This is a genomic window from Butyrivibrio sp. FCS014 (genome assembly GCF_000526935.1).
In the GTDB taxonomy this organism is placed as follows: domain Bacteria; phylum Bacillota; class Clostridia; order Lachnospirales; family Lachnospiraceae; genus Butyrivibrio.
On the sequence record NZ_JAHA01000008.1, the window covers coordinates 283,689 to 300,463 of the forward strand.

14 protein-coding genes and 1 tRNA gene are annotated in these 16,775 nt (G+C 48.3%); 5 read left to right on the forward strand and 10 right to left on the reverse strand.

What is annotated here, in order from left to right; all coding sequences use genetic code 11:
- Positions 1-7: 7 nt before the first annotated feature.
- The 6 genes from T456_RS0110110 to T456_RS0110135 all read right to left on the reverse strand — a co-directional run bounded on the left by T456_RS0110110 (position 8) and on the right by T456_RS0110135 (position 6,841).
- Positions 8-1,432 carry a hypothetical protein gene (locus tag T456_RS0110110; protein ID WP_024866049.1) on the reverse strand — a complete coding sequence of 475 codons (1,425 nt, stop codon included), beginning with the start codon at positions 1,430-1,432 and terminating at the stop codon, positions 8-10.
- A gap of 189 nt (positions 1,433-1,621) precedes the next feature.
- Positions 1,622-2,899, reverse strand: coding sequence for a HipA domain-containing protein (locus T456_RS0110115; RefSeq protein WP_024866050.1), 1,278 nt, complete (start codon positions 2,897-2,899; stop codon positions 1,622-1,624).
- A 2-nt stretch (positions 2,900-2,901) separates the two neighbouring features.
- Positions 2,902-3,114, reverse strand: a complete 213-nt coding sequence (locus T456_RS0110120) for a helix-turn-helix domain-containing protein (RefSeq protein WP_024866051.1) — start codon at positions 3,112-3,114, stop codon at positions 2,902-2,904.
- Positions 3,115-3,303: 189 nt separating this feature from the next.
- On the reverse strand, positions 3,304-4,068 hold the full coding sequence (locus T456_RS0110125) for a response regulator transcription factor (protein WP_024866052.1): 765 nt from the start codon (positions 4,066-4,068) through the stop codon (positions 3,304-3,306).
- Positions 4,065-5,777, reverse strand: coding sequence for a sensor histidine kinase (locus T456_RS0110130; protein WP_024866053.1), 1,713 nt, complete (start codon positions 5,775-5,777; stop codon positions 4,065-4,067). Before T456_RS0110130 ends, T456_RS0110125 begins: the two co-directional genes overlap by 4 nt.
- Positions 5,778-5,779: 2 nt before the next feature.
- Entirely contained in the window at positions 5,780-6,841 is a 1,062-nt protein-coding gene (locus tag T456_RS0110135) for an extracellular solute-binding protein (protein WP_024866054.1), read from the reverse strand.
- Between the two features lie 137 nt (positions 6,842-6,978).
- Between T456_RS0110135 and T456_RS0110140 the strand changes: the two genes are divergently transcribed.
- From T456_RS0110140 to T456_RS0110160, 5 genes are all read left to right on the forward strand, one after another.
- A tRNA-Arg gene (locus T456_RS0110140) sits at positions 6,979-7,052 on the forward strand.
- Positions 7,053-7,367: 315 nt separating this feature from the next.
- Positions 7,368-8,216 (forward strand): AraC family transcriptional regulator, encoded by an 849-nt coding sequence (locus tag T456_RS0110145; protein ID WP_024866055.1) that lies wholly within the window; start codon positions 7,368-7,370, stop codon positions 8,214-8,216.
- Positions 8,217-8,327: 111 nt separating this feature from the next.
- Positions 8,328-9,710 carry an alpha/beta hydrolase family protein gene (locus T456_RS0110150; RefSeq protein ID WP_024866056.1) on the forward strand — a complete coding sequence of 461 codons (1,383 nt, stop codon included), beginning with the start codon at positions 8,328-8,330 and terminating at the stop codon, positions 9,708-9,710.
- Positions 9,711-9,743: 33 nt separating this feature from the next.
- Positions 9,744-10,631, forward strand: a complete 888-nt coding sequence (locus tag T456_RS0110155) for a GNAT family N-acetyltransferase (RefSeq protein WP_024866057.1) — start codon at positions 9,744-9,746, stop codon at positions 10,629-10,631.
- A gap of 258 nt (positions 10,632-10,889) precedes the next feature.
- Positions 10,890-12,383 (forward strand): alanine/glycine:cation symporter family protein, encoded by a 1,494-nt coding sequence (locus T456_RS0110160; RefSeq protein ID WP_024866058.1) that lies wholly within the window; start codon positions 10,890-10,892, stop codon positions 12,381-12,383.
- 122 nt (positions 12,384-12,505) lie between these two features.
- Here the strand turns inward: T456_RS0110160 and T456_RS0110165 are convergent, their stop codons facing one another.
- From T456_RS0110165 to T456_RS0110180, 4 genes are all read right to left on the reverse strand, one after another.
- Positions 12,506-13,561, reverse strand: coding sequence for an NAD-dependent epimerase/dehydratase family protein (locus tag T456_RS0110165; protein ID WP_024866059.1), 1,056 nt, complete (start codon positions 13,559-13,561; stop codon positions 12,506-12,508).
- Positions 13,558-14,946 carry an MATE family efflux transporter gene (locus tag T456_RS0110170; protein WP_024866060.1) on the reverse strand — a complete coding sequence of 463 codons (1,389 nt, stop codon included), beginning with the start codon at positions 14,944-14,946 and terminating at the stop codon, positions 13,558-13,560. The genes T456_RS0110165 and T456_RS0110170 overlap by 4 nt, the downstream gene beginning before the upstream one ends.
- Before the next feature lie 242 nt (positions 14,947-15,188).
- A complete protein-coding gene (locus T456_RS0110175; protein ID WP_035801778.1) occupies positions 15,189-15,980 on the reverse strand; it encodes an ABC transporter permease subunit in 792 nt (263 codons plus the stop codon).
- Between the two features lie 10 nt (positions 15,981-15,990).
- Entirely contained in the window at positions 15,991-16,680 is a 690-nt protein-coding gene (locus T456_RS0110180; protein WP_024866062.1) for an ABC transporter ATP-binding protein, read from the reverse strand.
- Positions 16,681-16,775 lie beyond the last annotated feature (95 nt).

Genomic DNA, 16,775 nt, shown 5'->3' on the forward strand with positions numbered 1-16,775 from the left:
TTGTCGATTATTCCCCAGGGGTGTAGTGGTCGAGGACGTCGATCCAGCTGCCTACTGTGAAGGATACTTCTGAGCAGTATGCGGGATCTTCGAGAACCAGCTCGCCGGTTGTTGTCCACCAGTCATAGCCACGGTCGTTCTTTGCAGGGAACTCGTCTCCACCTGCTGTTGAATGGTGGAAGGTGTCCTCAATCTCTTTTGCTACGTTAGGGTTGGATGAATATCCGCCCATGTCCTTGCCCCATGCTTCGAAGCCGGGCTCTGTGCAGGTCATGAATGCGATGAATGCGCATGCTGTCCAAGGAAGAGGGCTGTTCTTTGTAAGGAACAGATAGTGGCAGTAGCCGTATCCGCCGATACCTGTGTAGCCGTCCTGGTAAGCTGCAACGTTGATGTTGTTAACTGATACTGTAGCTGACTCCTCAACTGAACGAAGCTTTGAGTAAACAAGAAGTCCTGACTGATCCTTGGCTGAAGCATCTACAAGAGTGTTGCAGATAGGGCCGTCGTCGGTCTGCTCGTTGTAGCTGTTAACCCAGAGCTTGATCCATGCAAGAGCGTAAGCTCCGTTTGCGCCAAGACCAAGGTCGCTGGCATCAGCCTGCATAGCCTGGATGGTGGGCTCGAAGTATGCCTTCTTTGTGTCATCAAGCTTGTCATAAGCTTCCTTGAGCCATGTAGCGTACTTGTCTTCTGTGAGCATCATAAGGAAATTCTTTCCTACGATCTCGGAGTCAACGCCCATGAAGAGGGGATTTGAACCTTCGTATACGAAGTCCCAGCAGTTTGTATAGGTTGCTGTACCCTGGTTGTTGTACATGAATACCTTGTTCAGAGTCTGAAGAGGAAGGAATCCTGTGTAAGCGTCTGCTGTGGTTCCGTTTGCCTCTGCCCACTCCTTGGGAACGAAGGTCTTAAGGATGTCTGTGTCAACCATCTTGGACTGGATCTGGTTACCGTCCTGGATAAGAGTCATGGCAAATGTGCCTTCGCTCTTAAGTGAATCTGATGTAAGCTGCTCGAAGATCTTGTTGTTCTTGGGCTGCTGCCACTCGAACTCCATTGAGTATGAAGGATCGATACTCTGCAGATACTCGATAAATACGGGAAGTGCTGATTTTCCACGGCTACTGTTTCCTACACCGTAGAAGGTCTTTCCGTTGGACTCTTCGATGGCTTTCTTTGCCAGCTCTTCCATTGACATGCCCTCTGCCTCAGCGATGATGGCGTCAATTCCTGTGAGCTCAGCAGCGGGTGCTGCTTCCTGAACCTCTGCTGTTGCGTCTGCTGCGTTGTCAGCTGCAGGTGCTGCGTCAGATGCCTGCTGTGTGTCAGCAGCGGGTGCTGCGGTGTTTGCTGCGCTGCCGCATCCGGTCAGTGCTGAAACTACCATTGTGAATGCTAAGATTGTTGATAAAACTTTCTTTTTCACTTCTGTAATCCTCCTTTTATTTTCCTGCGGGATCAGTTTCCTCCTGAAAAAAGAAAATGTACCCGTCAGGCAGTTTTCTGCTTGATAGGTACATTTTAGATTTAATTTATAAAGTTTTTGAGAAGACAATTCTGATATTATTTGTAAAATTTTAACATTTTGATCCCCGGGTGGTCCCCAGGGACGGAGTCAAAGGAACATTTTCTTTCTGCTTTGAAGGATTCGCTCACAGATGCTCCCGGCACTTTCAAAGCCAATATCCGTCAGCTCTTTTGCAGACTCTTTTAAGGCAGATTCAAATCTGTCCAGCACTTCATCGTATACTCTGAGGGCAGGTTTTTCTCCAAGTCCCACCATTCCCGCCATGGCAACGAAGCTGTCTCTTTTCACCTCATCTATGTTTCTGATCCCGCCGATATTAAAGGACAGCTCTCTGGTGGCGCTTTCATATATCAGGGTTCCGATGATGTCATAGGCAGGTGCAAGCCTTACGCCCGTCATGTCGGCGTTGTACAGCAGTGAGAAGTTTTTGATATGAGAGTCCGTGTTTCCTATTACATAGTTAAAGACGATCCTTCTCCACAGAGCAAGCTGATCCTCAAGCGGGTTGGTTGCGTAAGTTCTAAGTATCTCGAACATCCGCCGGGCATAGTCCTGCCCCTCTTTTTCATATTTGTCAAAAGAGGCAACTCCCATAGCCTGGGCAAAGTCCTCCTGATGGATCCTCAAGGGAATTGTAAGCCCGTCCATGTTCTTCGTAGCGCCCTCGAAGGTTCTGTCATATCTTCTTGTGGCAAAGAGGACCTCGGAGTCCAGTCCCCCTCCCATGTTTATGATAAAGCTCTGCGGAATCTGCACTCCGCATTTTGACGCAGTAAGCATTGAGAGCTGCTCATTGGTCACGATCCCGTCAAGCCTTATGTGGCTCTGTTTTACTATATGGGTACTGGGTGCAAGCCCCACGGGAAGGTACCACTTATCGGCACTGTCTTCATAGTAAAGGCCCACTTTTCCTGACGCTCCGGTCAGCGACAGATGGGTCTTTATCACCAGCTCCGTGGACTTTGTCGCCCCTTCCGAGGCAAGCTCTTCCACCTGTTTCGGTGATAGGGGCTCATAGGAAAAAACACTTTCTTCTTCATCTGTGTAGATGCGGAGGGCGCCAAGACACTCTTTTCCCAGATTGTGAAGGATCGACAGGTAATCTCCCTCATCAAAGTGCATGTTGCCCGCTATGGCTCTGCGCATAAAGCCTTCAGGGAGAAGTCCGTCAAAAAAGTTTTTGGTCTCCCGGGATGAAAAAGCCTCCCACTGTAAGGGCAGCGCCACGGATATAGGATGCGCATCCCCGCCAGAGAGAAACTCCCCGGAATAGGTAAACTGCGCAGTTTCCGAGCTTTCACCCTCGATCGTTCCCACCTTTATCTGTTTTCCATGTATCTCAAGACCGACGTTATACTTTCTCATCTTCATCCCCTCGCCTCAATGGTTATATCAAGGCCCAATGTGTTTGCCAGGTAAAGTGCTTTGCCAAGCTCCGCAGTACTTTTGCCGTTTTCAAGGTCGGAGAGGAAGCTTACGCTAAAGCCCGTAAACTCTGAGATGTAGCTCTGGGTGTAGCCCAGTTCCTTCCTGCGTTTTTTTAAAGCTTCTCCAAAGCTTTTGGCATCGGTTATCTTCATGGCTCCTCCTATCAAACTGCTATTTACCGGCATTTTTTCGCCGTACGGCTAATCAGTCCCATATGGGCATAAATTTAGCCGTACGAACAAATCTACTTTCCTAAAGTATAATCTTCGTCGTACGGCTAAGTCAAGTGGTTTTACCTTTGCCACAAATGGTCCCATGACTCCGTCCCGGGGACCATTTTCTCAATCCAGTCCCTTGGTCTGGTAGTCTGACGGATTCTTGCCCACAAGCTTCTTGAAGGTATTGGAGAAATACGCTATGTCCTGATATCCCACTTTTTCTGCGACTTCATAGACCTTAACATTCACATCCTTGAGGTAATCCATGGCCTTCTTTATCCTGTATCTTGTGAGGTAGTTGTTTATGGACTGATCCGTCTCGGATTTGAAAAGCCTTGAAATATGCCCCTCGCTTACGCTCATGGACTCCGCAAGCTTGCCCAGTGAGAAATCCACATCGGGATAATGTTCTTCTATATAAGTAATGGCGTTCTGTACGTAGCGGTTAGCCACTTCCTCTTTTCTCTTAAGAGGGATAAGCTGCTCCTCCAGCTCGGAATTTGACGCCGGAGCATTGGGATGAAGGTGGAGAAGCCGCTGGATACTGGCCTCCAGCTCACCGTCCTGGAAGGGTTTCAAAAGATAATCCGACACCCCGATACGTATTGCCTGGCGTGCGTACTCAAATTCGTTGTAGGCGGTAAGAAAGATCACCTTAACTCCCGGATACTTTTCCGTGAGCTTCTCCGCCAGCTCGATGCCGTCCATCTTGGGCATCCTGATGTCTGACACCACAAGGTCGGGGCGCACCTCTTCCGCCAGCTCCAGGGCTTCGAGGCCGTTTGAAGCCTCCGCAACAACCTCGCAGCCGATAAGAGCCCAGTCGGTCTCGGTCTTTATGCCCATGCGCACATATTTTTCGTCGTCAACGATCATCACTTTTGTCATGTTTCCGGTTCCTTTTCCTGATAGGGGAGAGTTACGATCATGACCGTTCCGCCCTGAGTGGGCCTTACAGCCATCACACCGTACTCTTTTCCATAATAGAGTCTTATTATGGTATTCACATTATTAAGTCCAAGATGCCCCTTTAAAGTCTCCGGGTCATCGTTATTAAGGGCGTTTAGCATCTCATCGCTGATGCCCTTGCCGTCGTCCTGAACGGAGATCTTCAGAAGATCCGGGCTTCCATCACTTCCCGCCTGCTTCAGAGCCGCCATGTAGATGTGGCCGTGCTCCATCTCATCCATGCCGTGGATTATGGCATTCTCAACAATAGGCTGAAGGATGAGCTTGGGGATCACCGCCTCCATCACCTCATCGGGAATGTCGATGGTTATGTCGAACTTGTCATCAAAGCGGATCCGCTGAATATCGCAGTAGTTCTCCACCAGTTTGATCTCCTGAGAAAGGGTGCAGAACTGCTTCTGGGAGATACTGGTCCTTAAAATCCCTGCCAAAGAGGCGGACATGGTGGCCACTTCCTGCACTCCGTTGACCTTGGCCACCCACTTGATGGTGTCCAGAGTGTTGTAGAGGAAGTGGGGATTCAGCTGGGCCTGCATCATCTCTATCCTGGTCTCATTGACCTTCCTCTCGGCCGCAACCCGCTCCTCCATGGTGTCCTTGAGCTGGGTCGTCATTTTGTTGAAGCCCACTGCCAGCTGCTCAAACTCATCTTCTCTGTCTATCTCGATCTTGGTGTCAAAATCTCCTTTCCTGAACCGCTTCATTCCCGAAGCCAGGATTCCTATGGGTTTCGACACATAGTTACTCATCCTGTTAGCAACAAACAGACACACCGCAACGCTGATGACCGCCAAAAGAAGTATGATCTGATAGCCCGCTCTAACCGCCGATTCGTCCAGAGGCGGAGGCGTGATATAAATGCCAAGAAGCCCGGTATTTCCAAGCTCCTTCATGTAAACATTCTTGTCAAAGCCGTCGGTATACAGCTTTCCGCCAAGGAGATTGCTGCGGATGGACGAAAGGTCTTTTCCGTCCTCGGCTGTCCCTACAAGACAGTACGGCTCCAGAAAACTTCCGGTGAGCATAAAGCCGTCCCTGGCATTTATGGATCCCGAGATCCTGTCCCGAAGCACCTGCTGATCGATCCTGATTAGGGCAACACCCGGCTCCTCCTTGTTCACCATGAGCCTTGCGATGATCAGATCTCCGCCACCTTCGGCGTCGGCGCTCATATCCTGGGAAAAGACTGTGCGGCCACCCGCCTTCACAGCTTCATAGAGCACACCGTAATAATCCGGCAGTGCCTCGGGTTTGCCCACGCTTGCTGTGGAGTACATGCAGCGGCTTCCCATATAAAGGTCCACCTGGGCAAATGGTCGAACCTGCCTGGTGGCGTCGTAAAGGTCCGCATAGATGGCGATGGAATTCTTTCTTCCCTTATAAAAGGAATCCAGAAGAACGTCGCTGGCTGCGATCAGGTCCAGGGTCTCCCCGGATTTATCCAGGATATCATTTATGTTTCTAATGGCAACGGCTTCCTGCTCCGCGTCTCTCTTCTCGTAATCGGCTCTGATCCTGGCCTGGAAGCCCTGTACTGTCAATATGCCTCCGAAGATTACAAGGAAAAGAGTCACCGCAAGGAATACCACAAAGATCTGCCGCTTGAAGGATTGTCTCACAAAGCCCATGCTCACTCTCCTTCCTGCCCGGCGAGGGCATTCCAGAGGGAAAAGACTTCCTCCTCTTCCCTGGCGGATCTTTCAACGTCAAACTTTATAAATGTCTCGGTATTGCCCCTGTTGCTGCCGATATCCCGCCTGGCGGATCTTCTGAAGAAATTCTCAAGGGCATACCTCTGGGTGTCGTAGCTCACCACGAAATCGATGAACTTTCCGGCATTATAGCTGTGTGGCGCGTTCTTTACCATGGCACATCCGTCGGGAACCGCGCTGGTCCCGTCTTCCGGATAGAGCATTGAGATGTCCTCGTATTGGTCCATGGCCTTTTTTGCTGTTTCCTCCAGAGTTATTCCTATAAGGAAACTGCCATCGGATACCTCCGGAATCACCTGCCCTGAGGAGGGAAGGATCCTGCCATCCAACTGCTGATAGAACCTTGGCACCAGGCTCTTTGGCTCCTCACCAAAAAGCTGCTCCATGGTGGAAAGTATAGTATAGCTGGTTCCGGAATTATTTGGATCTGCAAAGGCTATCTGCCCCTTCCACTTGCTGTCAAAGATTTCACTCCAGGTTGCGGGCACCTCCGAAAAAGAAACCAGCTTTTTGTTATAAACAAAGACTATGGGAAGCTCCGTAAACGGAGTCCAGTAACCCTCATCATCCACATAATCAGGGTCAAGGGCATCCTTTTCCTGTGGTACGTAGGGCATAAAAAGATCCTTGGCCGCCTCGTAGCTCTCGATACCGCCGCCGAACATTATGTCACAGCGTCCCTCCTTCGATGCCTCTTTTACCTCAGAAAACATCTGGGTAGTACCGCCGGTGTGAAGCTCCACCCATATCCCTGTCCGCTCCTCAAACTCCCTGATAATGGGAAGATACACCTCTTCCTTGTGGGAGGTGTAAACGATGAGCTGCTTCTCCGGGGGAACTGCGTAGCTTCGGGACATCTCCTCGATCTCCTGCTGCCTCTCAGAACCTGCGCAGGCACAAAGAAGGAGCATCATTGCCCCTGTCAGCGCCGCTACTGCTATGGTCTTAAGACGTTTTACTTCATTTATCCCGTGTCTCATGGTTTTATTCTACTACATCCACGCCGCAATTTGCACGGGTTGTGTGTGCGGGGTCCCCCATGGCGGGGCGCAACCGGGGGGTGAGCGGTAACCTGCCTTGATTTCACTTCTGTCTTGTGATAATATACTTAGTGCATGTTTCCGTAGCTCAGCAGGATAGAGCGTTCGCCTCCTAAGCGAAAGGTCGTGGGTTCGAATCCCGTCGGGAACATTCGCGAAGGCTACAAGCCATGCAAAATAAGGATACATAAAGCTCGACGGGAGTTTACTCACGAGAGAGCTTTTATGTATCCTTTTTTATAGGGCGCCAGCCCGCGACGAAGGAAGCTATGCTTCCGAGTTGCTGCATGGCTGTTGTGACAGGAAGCTATGCTTCCGAGTTGCTGCATGGCTGCAAACCCCAAATGCTCCCCCGGGACGGGGTTAAGGTATCATTTTCATCCAAAGACAAAAGAAAGCACTTTATGTCGGACCCCCTATATACAAACCCTCTATACTAAAGCTACAATCAAGTTGGAGGTTACCTATGAACTGGACAAAAACTATTGAAGACGCCATACGTTTTATCGAGGAGAACATCACTGAGGATCTGACGGTTGGCAGGATTGCCCGGGAAGTGAATACATCCGCGTTTTATTTCCAGAAGGGCTTTTCCATGCTGTGCGGATACACCGTCGGTGAGTATGTGCGCATGAGAAGGCTGTCTCTTGCAGGAGAAGAGCTAGTTTCATCGGACGTCAAGGTGATAGATCTTGCTGTGAAGTACGGCTATGACTCGGCAGACAGCTTCACCAGGGCGTTTACAAGGTTCCACGGAAGTACCCCGACTGATGTAAGACAAAACGGTGCCAGTATAAAGGCTTTCGCACCGCTGCATATCAAGCTCACGTTGGATGGAGGTAAAACTATGGAGTACAGAATTGAGAAGAAACCGGCATTTAAAGTAATGGGCGTTTCTAAGCTTGTTGGATACGGAAATGGCTACAGTGAAATCCCAAAATTCTGGGATGAAGTTTTTGCAAAGCCCGAAAACAAGATTATGGGCGTATACGGAGTATGCCTTGACGATGAGGTGCCAGGAGATGAATTCCGCTACATGATCGCCGACGACTACAACGAAGAACTCGCTAAGTCTGAGGGTTTTGATGTAAAAGAGATCCCTGCCTACACCTGGGCTGTGTTCCCCTGCCGCGGCGCAATGCCACAGGCTCTTCAGAGCGTTAACACCCAGGTCTTTAACGAGTGGCTTCCCGCCAGCAGCTACGAGATCGCCGCAGGTTTTAACATTGAGTTCTACACCGACGAAACAAAATATAAGCTCGGCTCTCAAGATCCCGATTACTACTCAGAGATCTGGGTTCCGGTAAAGGCCTGAAATGGTCCCTGGGGCCAGAGTTTGGCCACTCTTTTTTGCCGATTTATTTTTTTATTCGTATAAATCTTTGCTACAATAAAAAAATAAAGTGTTATTTGGGAGGTAGAAACTATGCCCGGAACAGCAGCTGACGAATTATTGAGAAAAATAAACGAAAGATCACTTGTCGCAAATCTTGAAGCCACTCATCAGGAGATCACAAATGATGATCTGGCTACCATGAAGAATTATTCCGGCCTGGAGAAGAATACCGAGCAGTATAAGAAGGGAAAACAGCTCCACGACCTTATGGTGGAACAGCTCTTGGTATCCCAGGAGAATACCGACAGTCTCACTTCAGAGTATAAAAGCCTTGTGGATGAGGCTTCAGAAAAACGACTTCAATTGGAGACAGATGCTAACCGCAAAGGCATGGAAAAAGTCTCAAATGACTTTTTGGGTACCAGGAAAAGAGCTGCCAGGAAAAGGATTGCTGAGCTCAATGCCAAAAATGCGCTTTACAACAATGCAAAGCAGGCTGAAGTAAACTCCGCCGATGAATATAAAATGACGCTTCGCAGCAACAGGTTTAAAAAATCAAAGCAGCTCAACGATGCCTGCAAGAGTTCAGGATTCTTTGCCTGGATGGCCAAGAAAAAATTTAACGGAACCGAAGAGACCCGTCGAATGGGTCTTAAAACAGAAGGCTATAAGGATGCTATTTCAGTTGGAAAGGGAAAAGAAGTTTCTTTTGACGGACACAAAGGTTCAAAACTCAAGGGGTATTGCTTTTCTCCCGAAGTCTGGAACAACAAGGTTGTCATCCTTTATACCGGTTCCGGATGCCCCGGAAGTGCAGAGGAAGGCATGGGAGAGACAATACAAAATTATCTTAATTCAGGATTTAAGGTTTATCAGGTGGATTATCGCGGATACGGTGATAGCGGATCTGCCGGTTCTGATGGTTACCTGGTGGAAGAGACCTTTACCGAGAAGCATTTTTATGAGGACGGCATGGACATCTATAATGGCGTCAAAGATGATTCAAAGGTTACGGCCAATAATATCATTATCCATGGCTACTCCATGGGTGCTTCCATTGCATCCCGTGTGGCTGCCACAGTAGCGCTTAACAACAGAAAGGCAGAAACCGCAAATCACACAGCAACCAATAATGAAAATTATATAGGTGGAATAGTCATGGACTCTCCTATGGTATCCCTGAAATATGCAGCAGGGGATGGCAGTGTAGGAAGCTTTGGCGAATGGGCCGAGGGAAAATACTCTACAGAGGAACACCTTACCACGTTAAGTGATATACAGCCTGAAGTCCCTATTCTTTTCGTCAGTGGTACATCCGTGGCTAAGGATCACCTTTCACTTGAAGGCTCCAGGATTCATAAGAAGTTCCATTTTACGAATTCGTCCTTCTCGGTCAAGAATAATTCCGGTCATGCGGACTGCCATATAAGCTCAGATCTGATCAATAACAAATTCTTAGGGATAAATGCTTAAAAGTAAGTAAACACGTTGGGGGAAAAACGGGTAATGGATGAAATCAAACTTGTTGTCGTAGACAAACAGGAGCTGGGGGTTTTTGCAGAATTTCTTGAAGAAGATGCCGGGGAGCGCTTTACAGATAGTACCGTTGCGGTTGGAGCTCTTTTGCCAAAAGAGAATTCTCTTATCCCTGCCGGTATCATAATCGGTGACTTTGTGGACGATATCATCGAACTCAAATGGCTGTATGTGGATAAAAGCTTAAGACGCAGAGGAATCGGACAGGAGCTCCTTTATTTCTATATGGATATGGCTGCCCGTATTTCAGATTGCAGCGGAGTCATGGCAGTTTTGCCGGAGAATAAGCCGGATCTTATCAGCTTTTTTGATGCCATGAGTTTTGTATTATTCGATGCAGCAGGCAGAAGACAATACGCAGCCAGGTTATCCGAAATGAAAATGCCTGCAGCAAAAAGCGGACCGCTTAATGAATGCATTCATCATCTTCCGGATATATCACCGGATCATCTTCGAAGCTTTGAAAAAAACATCATGAATTCGCAGCAGGATCTTTCCCTTGGCGTTCCATTCCCCATTCTTCCAAAGAATTTCAGTGATGAGAGTCTTGTCTGCTTAAACGGGCGCACCATAGATGCTATCCTGCTCCTTAAGAATACCCGGGTTCTGTTAGATGACGGGAAAAGAGCTGATGGCTTTGACATTGCATGGCTCTATGGAAGCCCCAAAAATGTGGTTGCCCTTGCTTCAGTTCTCGGGGCAGCAAAGACGAATCTACAAAAAAGATATGGGGAAGATGTTCCGATAACTTTTACCACTCTGAATGACAGTTCTGTTGACCTGGGGGAAAAGCTCTTTCCCGGGCACGGTTTTTCTACCTTCCAAGTCGCCTACTTCCCTTTTGAAGATGAAAGATAGCCTTCAGCGTTGTTGACTTGGTCCCTGGGGACTTAAGTCAAGGGACCATTGTATAAGCTCGGCGCACAGGATCCCGAGTACTACTCGGAAATCTGGGTTCCGGTAAAGAGCTGACAGTAAACTTTCGCAAAATTGTTTGCTGATTTATCAGATTAAAGTTGTAAATCTCTAAAGTATGGTGTATAATACTTCAAAACAAAGGCGTTTCGAATTATTTCGTGCGCCTTTTTTCTTTAATCAGCAAGGAGGAGATTTACTATGGGTGATTTTGTCAGCACAGTTGAACAGGTCAACGGCGCAGTTAACGGGTTTGTATGGGGCCTTCCCATGCTGATCCTTCTTGTGGGAACCGGCATTCTCATGACCATTCTAACGAAGGTCTTTCAGATTTCCCACTTCAGTCACTGGGTAAAAAATACCATTGGAGGAATCTTTAAGGACAAACATGTCACAGCCCACACCGGTAAGGAGGATACTCAGATATCCCAGTTCCAGAGCCTGTGTACGGCACTGGCAGCCACCATCGGAACCGGTAATATCGCAGGTGTTGCCGCAGCCATCCTGTCCGGCGGACCCGGAGCCATATTCTGGATGTGGATCGTTGCCTTTTTTGGAATGATGACAAACTTCGCCGAGAATGTGCTTGGTATCTACTACAGAAGAAGGAATTCCAGAAACGAGTGGTGCGGCGGTGCCATGTACTACTTAAAATACGGCCTCGGAGAGAAAAAAGGCTGTGCCCAGATTGGTGCTGTTCTCGCCGTAATGTTCAGCAGCTTCTGTGTTATAGCATCCTTCGGTATCGGCAACATGAGCCAGATAAACTCCATCGCAGCAAATATGAATTCTGCTTTTGGAATCTCTCACTTTATAACAGGATTTGTTCTGATGATCCTGGCAGGCCTTGTTATCGTAGGCGGTCTTAAGAGAATTGCTTCCGTAACAGAAAGACTTGTTCCTTTCATGGCCATCATCTATGTTGTGGGTGCTCTTGTAATAGTCATATTAAATGCAGATCAGATCGGACCTGTATTCGTATCCATCATCAAAGGAGCTTTCGGTATGAAGGCAGTTGGCGGCGGTATCGTAGGAAGCGGCGTTGCCTATGCGGTTCAGTGGGGAATGAAAAGAGGTGTCTTCTCCAATGAGGCAGGTCTTGGTTCTTCCGTAATGGTACACTCCAGCTCCAACGTAAGAGAGCCTGTTGTTCAGGGAATGTGGGGAATCTTTGAGGTGTTTGCCGACACTATCATCGTCTGCTCCCTCACTGCTTTTGCAGTTCTCTCCTGCGGTATCGTAGACCTTAATACAGGTGCTGTTCTTTCCGACCAGGTATCAACCGCCCTGGTGGCAGAGGCTTTCTCAACAGTATACGGCCGGTCCGGCGCAGCATTTATCGCCATAGCCATTCTGTTTTTTGCCTTCTCTACAGTACTTGGCTGGAGCCAGTATGGAAGCAGAGGCTTTGAGTACCTCTTTGGCACAAAGTCCACAAGATATTTCAAATTCATCTTCGTGGCATTCATCATGATCGGCGCAACCATGGACCTTACCCTTGCATGGGATCTGTCTGATACCTTCAATGGCCTTATGGCGATCCCGAACCTTATCGGTGTCATTGCCCTTAGCGGAACTGTTATGAAGATCACCCGCAACTACGTAGACAGAAAGATTCTTGGAAAAAAGGTAAAGCCTATGCTCTCAGCTGTTGATGAAATCCAGGAACTCCATGAGCAGGAGATCTCTGCGTAAGAAAGTGGCTCCGAATGATCTCCGGGTGCGAAGTCTTAGGACCATTTTCAAAATAGCACACGTAAAAAGAAGCCCTCGGTACAACGAGAGCTTCTTTTTTATTCTTCTATTCTTCTATTTTTCTATCCTTCCGGGCTTCCCTCACTTCCTGCTGCGATGACCTGCGCCCTGGCCTTATCCATGGCATCAATCACGGTGTCGCAGAATCTGTCAAACTCGGGATCCTCCTCATAGTGCTCCTCATGGGACAGAACATAGTCAAGAGCGATGCGCACTCCCTTGTGAAAAGGGATCGTGGTGGTCATCTGAGGCACCAGGCGTTTTAACTTACTGTTGTCAAAGACCACTGATACCGACTTATCGCCGATGAGACCTCCGCGGAAATCGTAGCCGTATTTTTCTCCAACATCTGCAAGAAAGTCTGAAGCCACATGGCAGGCCTTGAGCTCCACGCCCAAAGCATCTGCGATGGTGCTGTAGATCTGATCCCAGGTAAGGATCTCGTCCCCTGTTATCTGGAAGGCCTCGCCGATAGCGTGCCTGTTTCCCATAAGACCGATATATCCCACCGCAAAATCCCTGTTGAAGGTAAGTGCCCACAAGGAAGAACCGTCCCCCTGTATGATGACGCTCTTTCCTGCCTGCATGCGTTTTATAACCTGATAGAAGCCTTTGTTTCCGTGAACTCCAAGGGGCACATGTCTCTCATCGTAGGTGTGGCTCGGTCTTACTATTGTTACCGGGAAGCCCTCGGTCCTGTACTTATCCATGAGGAATTCCTCGCAGGCTATCTTGTTCCTGGAGTACTCCCAGTAGGGATTTGCAAGGGTCGTACCCTCCGTGATCACATAACTTGCCGCAGGCTTGTTGTAGGCTGATGCAGAACTGATAAACATGTACTGCCTTGTCCTGCCCTTAAAGAGCCTGTAGTCCCGCTCCACAGCAGCTTTGTCAAAGGCGATGAAATCGCTGACAACGTCAAAAGTCATGCCTTCCAGCTTTTTTGCAACATCTTCTTCATCGTGAATGTCGGCGGTTATCTGGAAAACGCCCTCGGGCACCTCAGCCTTTCTGTTTCCTCTGTTCAAAAGATATACCTCCCAGAGGGGATCTTCTGAAAGAGCCTTGACGATTCCCATGCTTATTGTTCCCGTTCCTCCGATAAAAAGAGCTTTCATGTGGTTGTCCTCCTGTTAAGATTCCTGTTTTCAGAATAGTCAATTTCCTTATCCGCTCTAAGCAGCGGGATCAGCGTGATATAGAATGCAAAAGCATTTATCAAAAGAGCTCCCGTCCACGCGCAGATCTCTGCATAGGCCGCAGCTTTGAAACCAAAACTTCCTATGAAGAGGGAGATCACAAGTATTCTCATTACCATTTCCATTATGCCTGAAACCATAGGCAGCATGGGCTTTCCCATACCCTGAACGCAGCTTCTTATAACAAAGAGCACGTTCAGCGAGATGATCCCGATTCCGCATCTTGGCAGGAACTGCGTCACCAGAGCGATCTGCTCAGGACCTGACAGCAATATTCCGGCAAGAGTTCCGGGGATAAATATCATGAGGCCGCCAAGAAGCAGGAAGGAAACTGCTGCTATTCCAAGGCACACATACACGCCATCCAGGATCCTTCTGTATTGCTTTGCTCCGTAATTCTGGCTGGTGTAAGCTGACATGGCATTTCCGGCAGTGGCCGCAGGATTCATGAAAAGATTCAGATACTTGGTACAGGCCGCATAAGCCGCAGTATATACCACGCCGTAGCCGTTGATGAAGTACTGGACCACCATACATCCCACCGCAGTAATGGAATTCATGAGGGCCATGGGAAGGCCGTTCTTTAAAAGTCCCAAAAAAACACTGCTCTCATTGATGAAATATCTCTTTTCCAGTCTTATTGCCTCTATCTGTCTGAGCTTGCCTATGCAAATGATGGATGAAACCACCTGAGATACGATGGTTGCAATGGCTACTCCCTCAACTCCCATGTGGAAGGTGAAGATAAAGAGGCTGTTGAGGCCTACGTTAAGGATCGATGATGCGATGATGGCCTTAAGGGGAGTTCTGCTGTCTCCCAGGGAGCGAAGCACGGACCCTGAGATGTTATAACAGATTCCCGCGGAGAGTCCGCCGAATACGATGTATCCGTACTTCAGACTGTCGCCGATTATCTTTGTATCTGTCTGCATGAGCCTTAAGGCATGGGGAAGGAACAAAACGCTGGCAACGGAAAGTACCAGGGCAAGGGCAATTCCAAGCTCAATGGTCGCCGCAAACCTGTGCCGCAGCTCCTCCTCATTTTTGGCCCCGTAGCTCTGGGCCACCAGGACACCAAAGCCGTTGGCCAGGCCAAAGGAAAACCCCACTATCAAAAAGAAAAGAGAACCCATGTTGCCTACTGCTGCCAGGGCATTGTCTCCAAGGCCCTTTCCAACGATCCAGGTGTCAGCGAAGTTATAGAACTGCTGGAGGGTGCTGGTAAGAAGCAGAGGCCAATAAAAGGAAAGTATCAGTTTTAACGGGCTTCCCTCGGTAAAATCAATCTCACTTTTTTTATTCATTACACATTCTTCCTATTCTCTATGCTGTAGTCTAATTCTATAGTTTTGCCCGGCAGAAAAGAACGCTCTTTTTTGGTAGATTTTGACCAATTTTTGTTATTGTAGAGATATGGAAAAAATAGAGAAGGAAAAAATACAGTTTAATGCACCCTGCTTCTTGATGATAACATGTCCATCACTGGATGAGCAAAATGGTCCCAGAATGCCCCGTCCCCAGGGACCATTTTGGGACCATTTTCTTTTCAGCTTGCAAGATCTCTTTTCCCGAAGATGAAGTAGGCAAGGGCGACGCAGCACACTGTAACCACAGCTGCCACCAACAGAGCCGGTATCGAAACTTCTGCTCCGGTGAAGATCTCTGAGGCATTGGCATAGGAGTAGGGCCCGATATAGAGGTAGTCCTTAAGGTCCGGAACCACTCTTCCCATAAGGTCATAAACATAGAACATCAGCGTGATGCCAAGCCCCATGCCCATCTTGCTCTTTCCTGAAAATGCGGAAATTCCAAAGCAGATAGCTGCTATCTCGAGATTCATCACAAACTGGAAGAACATAAAGGTGAGGAACTCGTTTAAGGGGAATTCCTCTCCAAGATAAAGGACACCGCACCAGTATAATAGTCCGCAGATCACTGTAAAGAGGATCAGATTTATCACAACGCACAGGGCCTTTGCGGTAAGGACCTTTCCTCTTGAAACCGGGAGCGAAAACAGAAACTCTCCGGTGTGCTTATCTTCTTCCTTTGAAATTATATCTGCCGCCATGATTGCTGCAAACATGCCGCTTCCAAGGCCGTGAACCGTGCCCACCTCTGTGGCGAAAAATCCCTTCAGAGTTGCGATGCTCAAGGTGCTCATTCCGAAGGCATCGGAGAATGCACCCATATTTGAGAAAGCATCCGCCATCTCCTTCATATCCCCTTCCATACTCTCGTAGAGCAGAACACAGATAAGACCTACAACGCCCACCGAGATGCTCCAGATCAGGAAGGTCTTCATATTAAGTTTTATTTCTCTTATCAGTATATGTTTCATCCCCGTCACCTCACTGCTCATCTTCATAGAACTTAAGGAAGGTATCGTCATCGATATCAACCCGCTCCAGCATCGTAAGCCTGCCCTCTCTCATGATGGCGGCGTGCTTGCAGTACTTGTTGACCTCCGTCAGTACATGGGTGGACAAAAGACATGTGGTCCCCTCGCTTACATATTCGTTGACCAGGTTAAAGAACGTCCTCTGCATCAGCGGGTCCAGGCCGCCTGTTGGCTCATCGAATATAAAGAGCTTAGGCCTGTGCTGCATGGCGCAGACAATGCTCACCTTCTTTTTGTTGCCGTAAGAGAGCTGCTTTATTCTCTTTTCTTTATCCACTTTCAGTCGCTCGCAGAGCTTTTCTGCCTCAGCGCTGCAATCAAGTCCTCTGACATCGGCGGCGTATTTGATCACGTCTTTAACCTTCATGGATTCGTAGAACCAGGCTTCCGACGGCATATAGCCCACATTCTTTAAAATGCCCTCATGATCCTTAACGCTGTCCATGCCAAGGATCTTTATATTTCCGCTGTTTATTTTTAGGAATCCCAGCATCGATCTTATAGTCGTAGACTTACCGGCTCCGTTGGGACCAAGGAATCCGAAGATATCCCCCTCTTCTATGCTCAGGGAAACATCTATTACTCCGCGGCTTTTTCCGTAACTCTTCGTAAGGTTCTCAATCTCAACTACTTTACTCAATTTTCTGTCCCCTCCTTTTGCCATTTTTTCTTTTCCCTAATCTACAATTAACACATAAAAAGAGCGGGAACAATGGCTGTTCCCGCAAGGTGCAC